This window comes from Henriciella sp. AS95 (assembly GCF_038900055.1).
Taxonomy (GTDB): domain Bacteria; phylum Pseudomonadota; class Alphaproteobacteria; order Caulobacterales; family Hyphomonadaceae; genus Henriciella.
Map to the genome: position 1 here is coordinate 2,904,239 of NZ_JBBMQM010000001.1, position 18,173 is coordinate 2,922,411.

The window sequence follows — 18,173 nt, forward strand, 5'->3', positions numbered from 1 at the left end:
AAATGCTTCTTCACGTTCACAATCACGCACAAGAAACGCCTAACCGGACCGCTTACAAGATGATGCCGAGCGGCGAGACCGTGACATTTGCAGATTTGGAGCAACACTCGAACCAGTGCGCTCACCTGCTTCGCGAGTGCGGACTCGGTCGCGGCGACGTCATTGCCATCCTGCTGGAAAATCACGCGCGCTACTTCGAGATCGCGCTGGCTGCGGAAAGATCCGGTCTATACTTTACCGGCATCTCAACCCATCTCTCCGCCAAGGAGGCCGGCTACATCGTCGCGGACTCCGACGCCAAAGTTCTGTTCGCCTCGCAAAAGACACTGCCGACAGCGCTGGAAATCGCCGCGGCCCAACCGGGGCTCATCGTCTTTCTGGTCGATGGATCGGCAGAAGGCGCACGCGACTATGTCGCTCACCGCGATGAACAGCCCGGAACGCCGATTCCCGACGAGAGCATGGGCGGTCCAATGTTGTATTCGTCGGGAACAACCGGCCGCCCCAAGGGCGTGAAGTTCGACCTTCCCGACACGCGTATCGATGAAATGGATGCCCTGACGCAGCTCGCAAACAGTCGGTTCGGCTTTGAGAACGGCATGATCTATATCTGTCCCGCCCCCATGTACCATGCGGCTGCCTTGCGCTGGAGCCTCAGTGTCATGAAACTTGGCGGCAGCGTCATCGTGATGGAGAAGTATGACCCCAAATACGCGCTCGAACTTATTGAGCAGGAAAAGATCACGCACTCTCAATGGGTGCCGACACACTTCATCCGTATGCTGAAACTCACGGATGAAGAGCGCCTTGGACATGATCTGTCGTCACACAAAATCGCCCTTCACGCCGCGGCCCCCTGCCCTGTCGGGATCAAGGAGCAGATGCTTGATTGGTGGGGGCCGATGATCCACGAATACTATGCTGGCACCGAATTCAACGGAATGACCATCATCACGCCTGAAGAGTGGCTGGCCCACAAGGGATCTGTCGGTCAGGCGAAGTTCGGCACATTGCACATCCTGTCGGAAAACGGTGAGGAGCTGCCGCCTCGCAAGGAGGGCGCTATCTTCTTCGAAGGTGGAAACCAGTTCAGGTACCACAAGGACGACGCCAAGACGGCAGACTCATACAATGACAAAGGCTGGAGCACGCTGGGCGACATCGGCTGGGTGGACGAGGACGGCTATCTCTACCTCACCGACCGCAAGAGCTTCATGATCATTTCCGGCGGGGTGAACATCTACCCTCAGGAGATCGAGGACGTCATCGTCACGCATCCGAAAGTCGCAGACGTTGCCGTCATTGGCGCGCCGGACCCTGATCTGGGTGAGCGCCTCGTCGCTGTCGTCCAGCCGCTCGACATGTCCGATGCGGGCGACGATCTCGCCTCCGACATCCAGGAACATGTCCTCTCGCAGCTCGGCAGGATCAAGCTTCCACGGCAGATCGACTTTCTGGAAGCGCTGCCACGGCTACCGACCGGCAAGCTCTTTAAGCGGCAGCTGCGCGACGAATACTGGAAGGAAGCGAAGGGCGCCTAGGCGGGCGCCCCTCATTCCAACCCGCCTTAGATGGTGACAAGGACCTTGCCGAAGCGATCGGCCGCCTCCAGGCGGTCGTAAGCCTCGCCGATCTGGTCCAGGGTGAAACGGCTGTCGATAACAGGTTTCAGCCCCGTATTTGCGACCATGGCCAGCAGTTTCCGGGCCTCGTCGTAATTCGCACCTGTGGAGCCATACAGGTCAAGTTGACGGATAAACATGCGCTGCAGCTCAACCGGCGGGTTTCCGCCTGTCGTCGCTCCGCACGTCACGATACGTCCGCCGCGACGCAGCGAGCGCAGGGATTCGCCCCAGCTGGCCTCACCGACACTGTCGATCACCATATCGACGCCGACACCGTCGGTTAGCTCGAGAATGCCCTTGCTGACATGGTCGGTCTTGTAATTCACGCCCGCATCGGCGCCGATCGCCTTCGCTTGCTCCAGCTTCTTCTCGCTCGACGAGGTCACAAGCACGCGGGCGCCGATCAGCTTCGCAAGCTGGATGCACGCGGTCGACACACCGCCGCCAGCGCCAACGACAAGGACGCTCTCACCCGGCTGCAGGGCACGCTTCCCGAAGAGCATCCGATAGGCGGTGTTGTAGGCGGCCGGCAACACGCCGGCATCTTCAAAATCGATTTCCTCCGGCAACGGCACGAAGCAGCGCTCGGGCAGGGAAATGTACTCGGCAAACGCTCCATCGCGATGCTCACCGGCGATTCTCAGGTTCACGCAAAGCGGTTGTTCCCCGTCGAGACAGTAGCGGCATTTCTGACAGAACACGGAAGAATAGATCATCACCCGCTGGCCGCGCTGAAGATGGCTGCCCGGATCGCTTTCCTCGATTTCGCCGACACCATCGACGCCCAGAATGATCGGCAGCTCATGCGTGATGCCCTGCCCATTGTCGCGCATGTAGGCATCAACCCGGTTCAATGAACTTGCCTTGACCTTCACCAGTGCTTCGCCCGGTTTGCGCTCCGGATCAGGAACGGTCTGAACCTTCAGGCCATCGCGGCCGCGCTTTTCAAGAACTGCTGCTTTCATCATTGTTTCCTTATGCATTTTTGAAAAAAGGCACCGGAGGCAGTTTCTGCCACCTCCGGTGCCCGCTTCAAGTTTCGGGAGGAATCACGACCTATTGTGGGTGATAGGTCAGTCGAAGCATCAGCTGACGACCGCGATTGACGGTGGCCGCAATGTCGGAAAGCGTCGTGTCGCTGCCGGTGACCGGCACCTGGTAAGAGCTGGCAATCCAGTACTCATCCGAAAGGTTCCGACCGATGAAGGCGAGTTCCCAGACCCGGTCTTTGTCCATAAGGGCGAAACCGGCATCTACAGAAACATAGCCGTCTTCTTCAGAGTTCGGGATGACGTCGGAATTGCCTTCATATTCGCCGCTATACTGAAGACCTGCATTAACGCGGTAATCGAGCGTCTGGCTCAGCGAGCCCTCATAAATGCCCGACAGCGCCGCGCTCCATTCAGGGGCACGCGGCAGATGTTCGCCGGTCAGGTCGCTGGTATCTGTCGCGATATCGCATCCCATAGCAGCGGTCTGGCCATTGTAGCAGGCCGGGCTGTACTCATCATAAGTCGCATCATTATAGGCGACTGCACCGTTGAGCGAAAAGCCGTCGATGCTGGCTGGCCGATACTCGAAATCGAACTCAGCGCCTTTGGTTGTCGCGGCGCCGACATTGCTGATGATGTTGGCAACGAGGACAGAGTCAAAGCTGCTGAGCTGGAGGTCAGTATACTCGAAATTGTATGCTGCCGCCGAGACGCGCAGCGATTGATCGAGCAGATAGGCTTTTGCGCCGATCTCGAACCCTTCGGCCTGTTCTTCCCTGAACGAGTTATCGATCACCGTGCCAGCCGCCAGAGCGGCCGGAATGGCCACGTGCTCAGTCTGGAAGCCGCCCGACTTGTAGGCTTCCTTATAAGCGACATAGACGTTGGCGTTCGGCGACAGCGCATAGGAGAGTGTCACTTCCGGAGACCAGTTCTCGAAATTGACCTCCTTGGGGTATTGGCCTTCGAACTGACCTGCACCGATTTTCTGCTGCTTGGTTTCGTCCGTATAACGAACACCGCCTGTCAGGCTGAGCTGGTCGGTGAGGTCAAAGCCGAGCTGTACGAACGGGGAAAGGGTGTCACCCGTGATGCGGAAATCGGCTTTCGGACGCAGCACACCGATGATTGTCGATTGTTCTTCAGTATACTCGTTATCCTGCATGAACACGCCCAGCATCCAGGTGAACCGGTTCGATGCATCATTCGAGAGCCTGAACTCCTGAGAATAGGACGTCGTTTCGATACTCGCCGCGAAGCCGACAAACGGAATCGCTCCGTTTGACACGTGGTCGGCGGCATCCAGGTTGAGATTGAACAAGCCGGTGATCGAATTGAACTGAAGATTGTCGGTGATTTGATAGGAAGCGTCTGCAACCAGGACCTGCTGTTCGGTTTTGGTGTACGGAACGCCATCCGACGGGAACCGCCCATCAAGCGTCGCCCAACTCGGCGGCAAGTCCGCCTGGGTCGTCACATTGTCCAGCTTGCAGTCCTGGCCGGACCAGCCAAACGGCCCCTGCGCCTGTCCCAGTGGGCAGTAGATGCGCTGCGACTGCAGGTAGTTTCCGTCCGTTTCCGTACGGCCATAACCGCCAATGATCTTCAGGAGAAAATCCGAACTTGGCTCGATGTAGAGGCTGCCCTTGGCAAGAAACTCTTCTGTAGCCGGGCCCTTGTCATCTTTCGGGGGAACCGCGCCGGGGACAACAGATGGCGACGGAACTTCGTTCTTCAGCCAACCCTCGCTGTCGGAATAGCGAACAGCCAGACGCCCGCGCACGCCGTCAGCCAGCGGGCCGGAAACATACCCCTCCCCGGCAATTTGCTGTGCCTCGAATTCATATTCGGTGCGGAGACGGAAATCGAATTCCTCTGTCGGCGCCGCCGAAACCAGCGACACGATACCGCCGGTGGCGTTCTTGCCGAAGAAGAGCGCCTGCGGCCCCTTCAGAACCTCGACCTGTCCAAGGTCGAACTGACCGAGCTTGATGATACCCGCATAGGAGACGGGGACGCCGTCGATATTGACTGTGACGGCCTGGTCGACAGATGCGGTTGACGTCGCGCTTGAAATACCGCGCATGGCGAGATTGCCACCATAGGTAACGGTGTTTTCAGAAATCCGCAGTTCCGGAATGGCGGTTGAGATTTCGGTGAGGGTGTTGAGGCCTCTGCGATCGATCTCGACGGCCGGCAGTGCGGAAATGGCAACTGGCACGTCGATTTCGCGCTCGTCGCGTTTCCGCGCGCTCACATAGACGACGCCGAGTTGTCTCGCCTCGTCTTCGTCCTGTTGAACAGCATCGGTTGTTGCGTCTGTAGACGCCTCAACTTCCTGCGCCGACGCGACAAGGTCTGAAGCGACCAAACCGAGTGCAAGCGCCGATACGGCAGACCTTGAAATAGCAATTGTGTTAAAACGTATCATCTTCTGACTTCCTCCCAAGAAGCTCATTATTATAGAATTACCGTTTTAATGTACTGGCCTCAGGCCAACAATAGTTCGTTTGTTTCAAACAAACGTTTTTTCTCAGATGTTGCGAAAAATCGACGCCAGAATGGTGCGGGAGGCCTATGGGCGCGACGGAAGGCAAACCTCAGCCGGAAGCAGGGTCCCATGCCCAGTATTTGGAGACCGCGCCTGCATCCACCCGAAGATCCGTTCCTGTGATCATCGAGGCATCGTCTGAAGCAAGAAACACAGCCGCCTTTCCGTAATCACTTGGTTTTGGCAGCTTTTTCATCGGGACATGATCGGAAAACTGAGCCATCAGCGCCTCCATGCCGGGATCGGCAGAGACGTCGCGTCCCCATCGACGCGCCCGTTCAATAGACTCTGAAGGGTCGGTGGCCGTAGGCGTCAACGAATTGACCCTGATTCCCCTGGACGCGAGTTCCATGGCGACCGAATTGGTGAAGTTCATCAGCCCCATCTTCGAGGTCGAGTAGGCAACATTGCCAGGTTGCCCCTGATGCCCCGCAGTGGAAATGATGTTTATCACACAGCCGGGACGGCCCGAATCGACCATTGCGCGCGCCACATATTTGGTGAACAGGAAAGCACCGTCGAGAATAACGCCGGTCTGCGCCTGCCATTCGCCATAGCTCATGTCGAGCACGCCCTTCTGATTGAAGAAGGCTGCATTATTGACGAGAATATCAATGGACCCAAAGTGCTGGAGGGCCTGCTCCACCGTCTCGACAACCTGCCCCTCGTCGGTCACGTCACACTGGATCGCCAGTGCCTCACCGCCATTCGAATTGATGTAGTTCGCGCAGTCCTCAGCATTTTCTGCGTTGGCGTCGACCAGCACTACTCGTGCGCCTGCGCCCCACATTTCCTCGACGATTCCACCGCCGATATTAGGGCTTACACCCGTTACAAGCGCGACTTTTCCCGACAGTTTCATACGGCTTCCTTCGTGATCGATTGGCAAATTCCGGACCGTGCCTCACTTGCCCGCCGACAGTTGACCGGAACACGGCTTGTTCTGCCCGTACAAACGGTATGCGAATTAAGGCGGCAATTTAGTACATTCATTTTCATCGAGGTCAACGAACCGCAGCCGAGCCAGATTTGGCGTTTCCGCCCTCTCTCCCCAAAAAAAGACGCCCGCTGACATCGACCGGATGGCAACGAGCGGGCGCCGAGTTCGAACCCAGGTCGCCCGGAGGCGGCGACAAGAGCAGTCGGAGATCAGCAAGCAGTCGCAGCAGCGGCGCGCCTACAAGCCGGAACAGGTCCGGCTCCAAAGGCGAAACCGCAAGTGCCGAAGCACAATCGCTGCGGAGTGCCAAGCTCCGCACACAAGTCGATGTAGTATATTTGTTTTAAATGGACCAGTTTCACCGCGCCACCAGTTTCGCATTTTTCCCGCCATCTGAGAATTCGAGCCGCGTCACCCTCACCCGGCCGCAAAGCCTGGCGCACCAGTAAGTCATGCCCTGGCGTTCATGAAAACGCCGCCACCTGTACTCAATCGAAGGGTGGTCGCCCACAATCGGCCTGATCCATAAACTGCCGAACAAGAGATAAAGCGAATGTTTTGATTGTTGCGCGAATGCGGTCTAATGAAAGAGCAACATATAAACATACGAAGCCCGGAAACTGATGCCGGGACATTAAGGGAAGGCGTTTGAACGTGACATTTGCAAGAGATCCTCGCCTGCCCGAAATAGAATACGACCGGGTCATGTCGCTCGAAAAGGCAGCGCAGCATGAGTGGACCGAAAAAGATGCCATGCTTTACGCGCTCGGGATCGGCCTTGGGCATGATCCGCTTGATCAGAACGAACTTCCCTTCGTTTATGAGGCGCAGCTGAAGGCATTTCCCACCTTCCCCGTCGTGGTCGGCTTCGATGAGGGCGCCATGGACGATATCGGCATCGACTACCGGTACGTCCTGCACGGCGAGCATGCCGTCACGCTGCATCGTCCTTTCCCGCCGAGTGGCCAAGCTTCGGCGATCAGCCGCATGGTGGGCGCATGGGACAAGGGCGCCGGCAAGGGCGCCGTGTTTTCAGAGGAAAAGGTGATCACGCTGCAGGGGGATACCGCGCCCCTCGTCACCCTGCGGCGGACGAGTTTTGCCCGCGCAGAGGGCGGCTTCGGCGGCCCGCGTGACGGCCAACCTGCCCCCCATACGGTTCCGGACCGCGCACCCGATCGGACGGTCCGCATCACAACGTCACCGAACCAGGCCCTGCTATACCGTCTGTCTGGTGACCTGAATCCCCTGCACGCCGATCCAGCGACAGCCGAAGCCGCAGGCTTTCCCCGCCCGATCCTTCACGGCCTCTGCACCTTCGCCATATGCTGCCGCGCCGTTCTTGCTGAATATTGCGACTTTGACCCAGTGCGTATTGCGCATCACGAAGTCCGCTTCTCCGCACCCGTCTATCCAGGCGAAACGCTCTCAATCGATCTCTGGAAAGACGGCAATACCGTATCTTTCACAGCCCGGGTCGAAGACCGCGACATCGTCGCTATACGTAATGGAAAGACGCTGCTTCGAGCATGAGCGTCAGATAACTCATTCGCACTGAAAGTAAGGACGACCGATGTCTCACCTGGAATTCTTTTTCGACCTGTCTTCGCCATGGACACGGATCGCTTTTCACAACGTACAGCCGATCCTCGAAGAAACCGGCAGCACCGTCAGCTGGCGCCCCTTTCTTGTCGGCGGCGTGTTCAATGCCGTGAACAAGTCGGTTTATGAGGGACGTGCGGACCCGGACAACCCCAAGATCCGCCACTCCAACAAATGGCTGAAGGATTGGGCGAATCTGGCCGGCCTTCCGATGAATTTCCCAACCGAGCACCACCCTGTAAGATCCGTTCACGCTATGCGCTTTTGCTGCGCTCTGGAAGACCGCCAGGATGATCTATTCCGCTTTGCCAGCGCCGCGTTCGACGCTTACTTCCGCGAAGGGCGTAACCTTGACGACCCGGACGTCCTGATCGCGATCGCGGCCTCCTGCGGGTTTGATGGCGAGGATCTCGCGCGACAGGCAGGATCGGATCCCATCAAGCTGAAGCTGAGGCAGAACACGCAGGACGTGATCGACAGAGGCGGCTTCGGATCCCCGACGCTCTTCGTGAACGGCAGCGACATCTATTTCGGCAATGATCAGCTGCCGCTTGTCAGGCAAGCTTTGAGCGCCGCTTGAAAGGGCAAATGGTGTCCCCCGGCCCCGTGACTCAAACACCGTAAAAGCCTGATCAATCTCACAAAAAAACAATGTGTTAGGCGAACGAATTGAAATGCCGGACAGGCGTTATAATCGCCTGAGCGATACCTGCATTGTCTCCGACCAGGGATTCGGCCCACATCGCCACCATCGGACCCGCAATACCAGAGCGCGCGATGGCGGATCTGAATCGCGCAAGCAGTCCCCCGCCCGCCGCAATGACGCGACGGCAGCCAAAATCCCCCTCTTTACAGCAGACTTTCGCCCTCGTAATGCGATTGAGAACTATTCTCAGTCTCATTAAGAGGGGTCTTATGAAACAAGCCATTCTGGTTGCGACCGCCAGCACGCTGGTGCTTGGCGCAGCAGCGCAAGAAACGCAGCAGGACACTGTCAGCCGGCAGGATACGGTCATCGTAACCGGCCAGAAGATCGACACGGCGCTCCAGGATGTTGCCGCGAGCGTCGAGGTGGTCACAGGCGAGGAAATCGCACGCGAACCGATTAGCGACCTCTACGACATCGTCGACCGTATCCCGAACGTGACCACCTCCTATGGCGATCTCGGCTTTACCATTCGCGGTATTGACCAGCGCGGCATTGGCGGGTCTGGCCGGGGTCAGACCCTGACGGTCTATGTCGATGACGCCTCGCTCGGCAACTACACCACCTTCTTCGGCCCCCTGGACGCCTGGGATCTCGGCCAGGTCGAAGTGTTCCGCGGCCCCCAGTCGACAAACTTTGGCCGCAACGCGCTGGCTGGGGCGATCTATGTGCGCACACAAGATCCAACTTATGAGGATGACCTCAGGGTCCGCATCGAAGCTGGCGAGTACAACACCTTCCAGCTCGGCGTGGCCGGCGGCGGCGCGATCATCGACGACACGCTCGCCTGGCGCGGCGCCGTCCAGCGCCGCCAGAGCGACGGTTTCATCGACAACACCTACCTCGGCACCGATGCTGACGCGACCGAACTGACAAGCGCGCGCTTCAAGCTGCTGTTTGAGCCGACCGACGACATCTCCATCCTGTCGACCACATCCTACACCGACAATTTCGCAGGCGAAGACGGGGTTAATCCGGCGAGTGGCTTCTCCCGCGAGGCCCAATATGACGTGCCGGGCTCTGAAGGTACGAAAACGTGGCTCCAGTCAGTCAACGCGACCTGGCAGATCAATGAAAACTGGGAAGTCCAGTCCATTACCGCGTTTCAGACGACGGACTATACCCGTATCGAGGACTATGATGTCACCCCGCTGCCGGTCTCCTCGCTCGAGCGCTTTGGCGAAGACACATCCATTTCGCAGGAGTTCCGCCTGAAATATTTCGGCGAGCGCCTGAGCGGTGCGTTAGGCGCCTATTACACCGATGCGTCGACCGACTATACAGATAGCTTCTCGCTTCCGCTGACCTACGTTTATCCGTCGCTTCCGATCGACAATCTGGTCGCACGCGAATCATTCATTGAATTTTCAGCCGAGAACTATGCCGTCTTTTTCGACGGCGAGTATGCCTTGACCGACGAGATCGATTTCCTGTTCGGCGCGCGCTATGACAATGAAACGCAGTCAAACGACGCCGTCGCGGACACGCAGATCCTTGGCGTGCTTCCACCACTGCCGCCGCAGATTCTGGCGCTATTGGAATCGCAAACAGGCGTGACCCGCCAGGTCAGCGAAACAGAGTACGACGCCTTTCTCCCCAAGGTCGGCCTCCGCTGGCAGCCGGACGAGGACACGACCTACGCCTTTGTCGTCCAGAAAGCCTACCGCGCCGGCGGCTCGGAGATTTCCAGCCTCGATGGCTCTCTGACCTATTTCGATCCGGAATATCTCTGGAACTATGAGCTTTCCTCCCGGCACCGCCTGATGAATGGCCGGCTGCAGTGGAACAACAACATCTACTATGCCGACTGGACCGATCAGCAGGTCTCCGTGCAGGTGCCGAACTTCCCCAACTTCTACACCACCGCAAATGCGGGCGAATCCACGATCTACGGCTTTGAGACCGACCTCTCCTACACCGTCAGCGACGCCCTCTCCGTCTATGGCGGCCTCGGCTATGCCCATACCGAGTTCGATGATTTCCCTGATCCAAACAATCCCGGCCAGAACCTGGCTGGCAACAGCTTCCCCTTCGCGCCTGAGGTCACCGCGAATGCCGGCCTCGATTACGACACGGGACGGGGCGTCTTCGGCGGTATTGATGTGAGCTATCAGGCGGAGAGCTATTCCGACCAGGACAATATCGAAGCCAATGAAGTAAAGGCCCGCACACTGGTCAATGCACGCCTCGGCTATGCCTTCAATGAGAATTTCCGCCTGTCACTCAATGCCCGCAACCTGCTGGACGAGGACTATTACACCTTCCTCAACCGCGATCCCTCTGGCGGCTTTTCCCGTCTCGGCGATCCGCGGGTCGTAACATTGCGCCTCGACGCGGACTTCTAGGACGGGGGCGATCATGGTGGGAGCGATTGCAAGCCTTGGAGCCGCCCTTGCCGGCATCGGCAGCCTCAGGCTCGCCTGGAGCGGAGCGGCGACGCGCCGGCCCTGGCTGATCCTGAGTGGCTGGGCTTTGCTCGCGCTGGCGCTTCTGGCCTTCGCCTTCGCCATTGGCGGCGAAACGGGTATCCCGGTCGCGGTGTGCCTCATCAGCGTCGCCGGGCTCGGCTTCGTCGTTGCAAACCGTGAAGTGCGCCCTCGCAAGGAGGCGCGCCCGAGAGGCGAAGTCATTGACCCTTCAGACCGGGCGAGCCGCTGGTGGCGGGGCGCATTTCGCGTCTTGCTCGCCGGACCGCTCGCCGGAACCGCATCGATCCTTGTCGGCGTTGCGCTCGCCAGGCAGCTCCCGCTGTCGGACGTCGACGCCATTGCGATTGGCGGCCTCGCCGTTCCCCTGCTCTGGGCGGGCGGCATGGCATGGACGCTCTCGGACGACCGGATCCTGCGCGCCTTTGGCGTGCTGGTCGCTGTGTCGGCGGTTTCTTTCGCGCTCGCCTTCCTGATCTAAAGGAGCAATTCGATGGCACGACCAATCTGGCCGAAAGTCCCTTCCAGCTTTGTCAGCTCCATGCTGGCGGGCCACTCCGCGCTCGGCCTGCTCTTTGCTGCGCTGATCTACATCGTCTGCCTCTCAGGCACCCTTCTCGTCCTCGATCATGAGATCGACCGCTGGGAAAACCCGAACGCCCCGATCTTCGAATCCGTAGAGGCCGTCGAGACACCGCTGCTGGTTCGCGCGCTGGGCGCCGGGATCGAGAAAGCCGGGGCAGCCGGCACACGCGATTATGTCAGTGTGACCACCCCGGCCGATGGCCATCCCAATCTGTCGGTTCGGTATGCTGACTTCCAGGCCGGCCTGGATGAGACGTTCATGCTGAATGACCGAGGCGAGATCGTCGGCGAGCGCCGCGAAGGCTTCGGTCATTTCATGGAACACCTTCATTTCTACCTGCACCTGCCGCAGACCATTGGCCTGTTCGTTGTCGGCCTGATCGGCGTGGCGCTTCTGTCGTCAGTCTGGTCCGGCGTTTTCTCTCACCCGCGCATCTTCCGTGATGCTTTCCGCTTCAGGCGAGGCGGGACACGGCGGCTCGAAGAGGCCGACCTGCACAATCGCCTGAGTGTCTGGGGCCTGCCTTTCCACATCATCGTCCCTCTGACGGGTGCCATCCTCGGCCTGTCGACACTGATTCTCGGCGTGCTCGCCATGGCGGCCTTCGACGGTGATCTCAGCCGCGCCGGTCAAGTGGTCGGCGGACCCCGCGTCGCCCCCAATGAAGACGCCGCGCCGATCCCGGACGTCGCGCCCATGATCGACAGCCTCCTGGCCGAGTATCCGGACGCGAAGCTCGCTCGGCTTGGTATCCGCGAATTTGGCACGGCGGGCCAATCGGTCCAGATCGATCTGGCCAAGGCGCGCGACCTGACCATCACCGACCGCTACATCTTTGATGGCGACGGCACCTATCTCGGCTCTCGCGGTTTCTCTGACGGATCACTTGGCAATCAGGTCATTGGCGCGCTCGGGCCGTTGCACTTCGGCTGGTTCAGCGAAGGCTGGGTGGCCGGGTTCCTGAAGGCAGCCTACCTCATTCTCGGCTTGGCCCTGACCTTCATCACCTCAAGCGGCGTCGCGATCTGGATCGCCCGGCGGCGCGACAAGGGCAAGCCCGTGCCCGGCTGGGAAAGGGCCTGGATCGCGGCGGTCTGGGGCCAGCCCCTGAGCTATTCCATCATAGCCGGCGCCGCCCTGCTCTTCGCCAGTCCACCCCTGCTCGCAATCTGGCTCGCCGTAACCGCGCTCTCTTTCGCACCGGTTTTCCTCGCGCCCAGCGCGCAGGCCGGCTCGAAGTGGCTGCGCGGCGCAATAGCCATAAGCCTTGTCCTGGTCGTTACCATTCACCTGATCACGCGCACGCCTTATGCCGATGCCATGGCGTGGGTCATCAATGGCCTGATCATCCTGACCGCAATCATCATTGGCGGAACCATCTGGTCTCCCCTGCGCCGTTCCCGGCCCGCCATACCAGCCGCAGAATGACGCTATCAGCGATCTATCCGGAAATGTCGGCTTTTAGCGATCGATCCGAACGAGCAGTTCGATCATTGCAGTGGTGACAACACGATTTCTTGGCCCGAAACGCTGACTTCGAGCTCCATCGTATCGGCGACGAGGCGGGCAAAGCCGACCGGGTCATTGGCGGAATACCAGCCAACGACTTCGAGGCCGGAGACAGCTGGCTCAACACGGATGTGGACCTCATTGTAACGGTTGAACTCGCGGGCGGCGTATTCGAGTGTCTGCCCCGTGAGGGCAATCTTGCCCTCCCGCCAGGCGAGTTCCTGTAGCAGCTGCTCATCATCAAGCGTCGATACCTGTGGAGATGGCTCGCGATGGCCGATCTCGACCATGTCGCCTGCCTTGAGCCGTAGCGGGGACGTCGTCTGTGAGGCAACGTCCACAATGCCTTCATAGACCACGACCTGGATACGGTCATCCGACTGCTTGCGGACGACGAAAGCCGTGCCCACCGCTTTCACGGTATATCCGTCCGAATTCACGAGAAACGGGCGGGATTTGTCCGGCGCGACTTCAAAGAAGCCTTCGCCCTCGATCAGTTTGACGCTGCGGTTCGTTTCTCCAAACTCGATATCCGCCTTGCTCCTGGTGTTCAGTGTCATCACCGAGCCGTCGTTCAGTGGCACGCGTCTGACTTCGCCGTAAGCGGTTTGATAGGCAAGATCTTCTGTTGGTGGAGGAGAGAGAACCAGAACACCGACCAGGAACGCGGCCGCAACACTCGCCAAGGCGGCCCCGGCGGCCCACACCCTGCGGGAGCCTCGTTCGGTCTGGCCGATGGGGATGACCGTGTCACGCGGTTCGCAAGGCGCCAACATAGCCTGCGCGCGGACCAGAGCCCCCTGATGACGACTATCGGCATCCAGCCACGCCTGAAGCGTGTGGCTTTCTCTTTCGCTCAGCGAACCACGATCGAGCCGGGCCGCCCATTCGGCGGCCTGGTCGTCAGTGTCTTCGCTGGGTTTTCTTTTTGCCATTCGCCAGTTCGCTGAGATTCAAATTATTAGATGCGTTTGGAGGAGATATTCCACTACTCCGATAATAGTCCATAAGCTTTCGAACGCCACGGGCCAGATGGGTTTCAACCGTATTCTCGGATATCCCTAGTTGCTGCGCGATCTCACGCTGAGAATAGCCATGGATTTTTCGTAGTACGAAAACCCTGCGACACTTTTTTGGCATCGAGCTGATTGCACTGGTCAGGATACGCATATCCTGTTGTATCTCCAGCGCCCGGTCGGGTGACGGTTCCTGGGAAGCCAGATCCAGGGATTCTAAAGACTCGACGGTGTCGATCGGAACAACCCTGTTGCGCCGGATTTCCTGCAACAAGACGGAGTGGGCGGTCCGGAAAGTATAGGCCTTCGGGTTCGTCACATGGTCGACTGAAGGCAGTTTCGTCAGGCGCGCATAGGTCTCCTGGACGATGTCGTCGGCTGTCAGCCCAAGCTTTTGCAGATTGGTCTTGCTCTGTAGCCAGTGCCTCAACGCAGGCTCATGGGGGAGCACGTTGCGGGCGAGCCAAATCACGAATTCTTTCGAGGGTTTCGTCATGAAACTCATTAGTATCGAACCGAACTCTGCCGACAAGCCGATCTGCCGCCTGAACGCGCAGTAATCTAACAATTGAAAAAAAATTGACAAAAATCGTGACCGCTGTGGCGGAAAACCGATCACCCTGCATCTGTATTAGTGAAAGCACATAGAAACGATCTCCTGTGAGGGGAAATGACAAGCTTTCGTGACTAAGGGCGGAACGGCTGATGGCGTCGTTTTTAAGGGAACCGACCAGGGATCGGTGAGGGAATTCATGCGAGTTATTACTCCGTATAGAGACTTCTTCTCCGATTTGCGATGTCGGCTGATACGACGAACTGTGGATCGGAGATCGAGATGAAGAGTGTCCTGCGTTATTCAACCATTCTGAGTGTTGGGGCATGCGTGTCTTCGCTCATGATTGCTCATGCAGACGTCAAGGAATTCAACCTGCCGGAAGGCGACGCGGTGAAGACCATACCGAGCTTCGCCCGCCAGAGTGGGATGCAGGTTTTGGCCCCCGCCGACCGGTTGCGCGGCAAGACAACGCCTGAAGTCATAGGCAAGCTCGATACTGAGGAAGCGCTTAAAAAGCTGCTTGAGGGCACGAACCTCAAAGCCGTCGTCACCGATGACGGAAAAACCATAAGCCTGAAGCAGGATGTGTCCGCACAGCGGGCCGAACTCAAACCTATCCCCGTCAGCGCCTATGACGGGGCTCGCCTGGCGCCTCAGTCCACCGCCGCAGCGCCTGCTGTGCCGCCACCGCCAGAGGTCGTCGAAGCGCCGGAAGAGGTCGAAGACGAAGACGCCATGATGACCAAGGTCGTCATCGTCGGCTCCCAGATTGCTGGAGCAAAGCCGACAGGCGTCGTTCCGGTGACCGTCATGGGCGAAGAGCAAATCGCTGCGCTTGGCATTTCATCCGGCGAAGACCTGTTCCGCTCCCTCCCCATTGCGGGCGACGTTACGTTCAATACCCAGACCCTCAGCGGCGGTAGCCAGGGGGCCGCACGTGGCGACGTTTCCTCGATCAACCTTCGCGGCCTTGGTTCCGGATACACGCTCCTGCTTCTGAATGGTCGCCGCACCGTTCCATACGCGCTGACCCAGGGCCGCCAGGAGTCCAGCTACAATGCCAACGCCATCCCGATTTTCGGTCTTGAACGGCTGGAAATCCTGCGCGACGGCGCGGCTGCCCTGTACGGTTCGGATGCCGTTGCCGGCGTGGTCAACAATGTTCTGCAATCCGATTTCACCGGTCTGAAACTGCAAGCGCAATATGGCGCGGCTGAAGGCACCAATTTGCGTCAGTTTCAGGCAAACCTCCTGTGGGGCACGGACTTCGCAGGTGGGCGAGGCAATTTCACGACCTACGCAAATTATTCCGGCGACACGAAGCTCTATACGACCGATCAGGACTACACGGCATCGTATGACCTTCGCCCGCTGATCGAGAATACAAGCTATGCCGGCAACACCGCCTTTGACAGTCGTCGTTCGACGTCACCGTGGGGCGGCTTTTATGTGCCCGGCGCAACGTCGCCAATCACGGTGAACGGCCAGCCCATCTCGGACTCTTCCGGCCGTTTTCATATTCAGCCAGTGACCAATGACGGCTGCCTGTATGACCTCGGCAATGGCCTGTGTATCGACGACGGCGTTGTCACGACCGGTGCGGACCGCAATCTGCGTTTTGATGCGCCAGCCGCTGTTCCAGGGATGACGGTCACGCCTTCGATTGATCGCGTGAACATCTTCAATACCCTGAATTACGAGCTCACCGACAATATCGAGCTGTTTGCGGAAGCCGGCATCTACTATTCCAAAACCGAGTCGATGACCTTGCCGGTCGGCCCGCTCGGTCACACGCCAGTAACCGTTGCGCCAGACGCCTATTACAATCCGCTCGGACCGATCGGCTCACCGAACCGCATTGAAGGTCTCGACATCCCGGCCGAAGGGCTTCCGGTTACCATCCAGCACTATATGCTCGGCGATGCTGGCGGACGGGTTGCTGAAGTGGAAGCCAAGCAACATCGCCTGCTGCTCGGCTTCAAGGGCGAGTATGCCGGCTGGAGCTGGGAAACCGCTGGTCTCTACTCTGACTCCACGGCCGAAGACGTCTCCAACAATGTCCAGGCTTCGCTCTGGCAGCAGGCGCTGAACCGCACCACGCCGGACGCCTACAACCCGTTCAATGGCGGCAACGTCGCCTATCCGAACCTCGCAGATACAACGCTGAGCTCAGACGTCACATCGTTCGCGATTGATGCCCGGCGCTACGGTCGTGCGTCGCTCGGCCTTGTCGATTTCAAGGTATCGAACGGTGATCTGTTTGAACTGCCAGCGGGCGGCCTCGGCGTTGCGGCCGGCGTCGAAGTTCGTTGGGAGACCTCCGAAGACGACCGCGAAAAGACCGGCGATTTTTCCACACCCTTCGTGGACGCCGTGACCGGTGAAGTCTTCCCCGGTGATACGGTAGGCGCCTCGGCGGCCTGGGACGTAAGCGGTTCCCGGACGGTCTATTCGGCCTATGCAGAACTCGCCGTGCCGATCGTTTCGCCAGATATGAATATACCGCTCGTCTACGCGGCTGATCTCCAGCTGGCTGGCCGGTATGAAGACTACAGCGACGTCGGTAGCGTCGCGAAACCCAAGGTCGCCGGCTCCTGGGACGTCTTCGACGGTCTGCGGCTTCGGTCTTCCTGGCAGCAAGGTTTCGTTGCGCCGACACTGCAGCAGCTTGCACCTGTCTCGCGACCCACGTCGCGCAACCGGCTCGACGACGTCCTTTGTGAGATCGACCTCCGCGCCGATCGCATCGACTCCTGGGGCGCTTGTTCGCAGCGCCCGCAGGTGCAGGTCGAGACATCGGGTAATCCGGACCTCTCGCCTGAAGAGTCTGAATCGCTCTCCTATGGCGTCGTGCTGGAATCCAACTTCATGCCGGAGAAGTATGGCCGGTTCACGCTGACCTACGACAAGTGGAAGATTGAGCAGACCGACAAGGTCGGTGTCCTCGACGCCGAGAACGCGCTGACGCTGGATTATCTGATGCGGGTGAATGGCTCGTTCAATCCAAACGTCGTTCGCGAGGATCCAACGCAAGCAGACATCACAGCCGCAGCCGGAACCGGGCTCGCCCCCGTCGGCAGGATCCTCTACGTCGCCACCGGATATGAGAACCAGGACTCGCGAGAAATCGAAGGTTACGATGTCGGTCTCACATACAGTGCGCCCGAAACCGGAATTGGCTACCTCGACGCTTTCGTGAACGTCAGTGTTCTGACCGACTACTTCCAGAACCCGTCTGACGTGAATGCGCGCCTCCTGGCCGCTCGGGCCGAAGGTATTATCAATGAGGGTGTTGCTATCCCCGGTGCAGCCAGCCTGCTTCAGGATAGCGGAAACCCCGAGATGAAGTGGACCGCTGGCCTGACCTGGCGCAAGGACGGTCTCTCCGCTGGCGTCACGGGCAACTATACCGGTGAGGTCTACGAATTCGGGGTCGTGAACGCCGACAATGAGCCTTGGGAAGTCGAAGATCAGCTGAAGATCGGACTTTGGGGCGAATACGGGTTCGAGGATTCGTTTGGCGGTGACACGTCAATTCGTCTCGGCGTGCGTAACGTCACGGATGAAGAGCCCCCACTCGCGTCCACGGGCTATCTCGGCAATCTGTACCAGCCATACGGTCGGTACTGGTACGCCCGCATCAACCGGACTTTCTGATCGCTGT

At 59.0% G+C, this 18,173-nt stretch carries 12 protein-coding genes; 7 read left to right on the forward strand and 5 right to left on the reverse strand.

Features of this window, described 5'->3' with window-relative positions; genetic code table 11:
• Positions 1-2: 2 nt before the first annotated feature.
• The gene (locus WNY37_RS14150) at positions 3-1,541 is read left to right on the forward strand and encodes an acyl-CoA synthetase (protein ID WP_342974040.1); all 1,539 of its coding nucleotides are present in this window, start codon (positions 3-5) and stop codon (positions 1,539-1,541) included.
• 26 nt (positions 1,542-1,567) lie between these two features.
• Here the strand turns inward: WNY37_RS14150 and WNY37_RS14155 are convergent, their stop codons facing one another.
• The 3 genes from WNY37_RS14155 to WNY37_RS14165 all read right to left on the reverse strand — a co-directional run bounded on the left by WNY37_RS14155 (position 1,568) and on the right by WNY37_RS14165 (position 6,030).
• Entirely contained in the window at positions 1,568-2,593 is a 1,026-nt protein-coding gene (locus WNY37_RS14155; RefSeq protein WP_342974041.1) for a zinc-binding dehydrogenase, read from the reverse strand.
• A gap of 88 nt (positions 2,594-2,681) precedes the next feature.
• Positions 2,682-5,048 carry a TonB-dependent receptor gene (locus WNY37_RS14160; RefSeq protein WP_342974042.1) on the reverse strand — a complete coding sequence of 789 codons (2,367 nt, stop codon included), beginning with the start codon at positions 5,046-5,048 and terminating at the stop codon, positions 2,682-2,684.
• A gap of 169 nt (positions 5,049-5,217) precedes the next feature.
• Positions 5,218-6,030: an SDR family oxidoreductase gene (locus WNY37_RS14165; RefSeq protein WP_342974043.1), complete on the reverse strand. Its 813-nt coding sequence runs from the start codon at positions 6,028-6,030 to the stop codon at positions 5,218-5,220.
• A 732-nt stretch (positions 6,031-6,762) separates the two neighbouring features.
• Between WNY37_RS14165 and WNY37_RS14170 the strand changes: the two genes are divergently transcribed.
• The 5 genes from WNY37_RS14170 to WNY37_RS14190 all read left to right on the forward strand — a co-directional run bounded on the left by WNY37_RS14170 (position 6,763) and on the right by WNY37_RS14190 (position 12,856).
• A complete protein-coding gene (locus WNY37_RS14170) occupies positions 6,763-7,641 on the forward strand; it encodes a MaoC/PaaZ C-terminal domain-containing protein (protein ID WP_342974044.1) in 879 nt (292 codons plus the stop codon).
• A gap of 40 nt (positions 7,642-7,681) precedes the next feature.
• The gene (locus tag WNY37_RS14175) at positions 7,682-8,290 is read left to right on the forward strand and encodes a 2-hydroxychromene-2-carboxylate isomerase (protein WP_342974045.1); all 609 of its coding nucleotides are present in this window, start codon (positions 7,682-7,684) and stop codon (positions 8,288-8,290) included.
• Positions 8,291-8,625: 335 nt separating this feature from the next.
• Positions 8,626-10,761, forward strand: coding sequence for a TonB-dependent receptor (locus tag WNY37_RS14180; protein ID WP_342974046.1), 2,136 nt, complete (start codon positions 8,626-8,628; stop codon positions 10,759-10,761).
• A 13-nt stretch (positions 10,762-10,774) separates the two neighbouring features.
• On the forward strand, positions 10,775-11,323 hold the full coding sequence (locus WNY37_RS14185) for a hypothetical protein (protein ID WP_342974047.1): 549 nt from the start codon (positions 10,775-10,777) through the stop codon (positions 11,321-11,323).
• Positions 11,324-11,335: 12 nt separating this feature from the next.
• The gene (locus tag WNY37_RS14190) at positions 11,336-12,856 is read left to right on the forward strand and encodes a PepSY-associated TM helix domain-containing protein (RefSeq protein ID WP_342974048.1); all 1,521 of its coding nucleotides are present in this window, start codon (positions 11,336-11,338) and stop codon (positions 12,854-12,856) included.
• Between the two features lie 62 nt (positions 12,857-12,918).
• On the opposite strand, the gene WNY37_RS14195 is transcribed toward WNY37_RS14190, so the two are convergent.
• Complete coding sequence (locus tag WNY37_RS14195) at positions 12,919-13,872, reverse strand: FecR domain-containing protein (protein WP_342974049.1); 954 nt, start codon at positions 13,870-13,872, stop codon at positions 12,919-12,921.
• Entirely contained in the window at positions 13,841-14,449 is a 609-nt protein-coding gene (locus WNY37_RS14200; RefSeq protein ID WP_342974050.1) for an RNA polymerase sigma factor, read from the reverse strand. Before WNY37_RS14200 ends, WNY37_RS14195 begins: the two co-directional genes overlap by 32 nt.
• Before the next feature lie 339 nt (positions 14,450-14,788).
• Between WNY37_RS14200 and WNY37_RS14205 the strand changes: the two genes are divergently transcribed.
• On the forward strand, positions 14,789-18,166 hold the full coding sequence (locus WNY37_RS14205; RefSeq protein ID WP_342974051.1) for a TonB-dependent receptor: 3,378 nt from the start codon (positions 14,789-14,791) through the stop codon (positions 18,164-18,166).
• Positions 18,167-18,173: the final 7 nt, after the last annotated feature.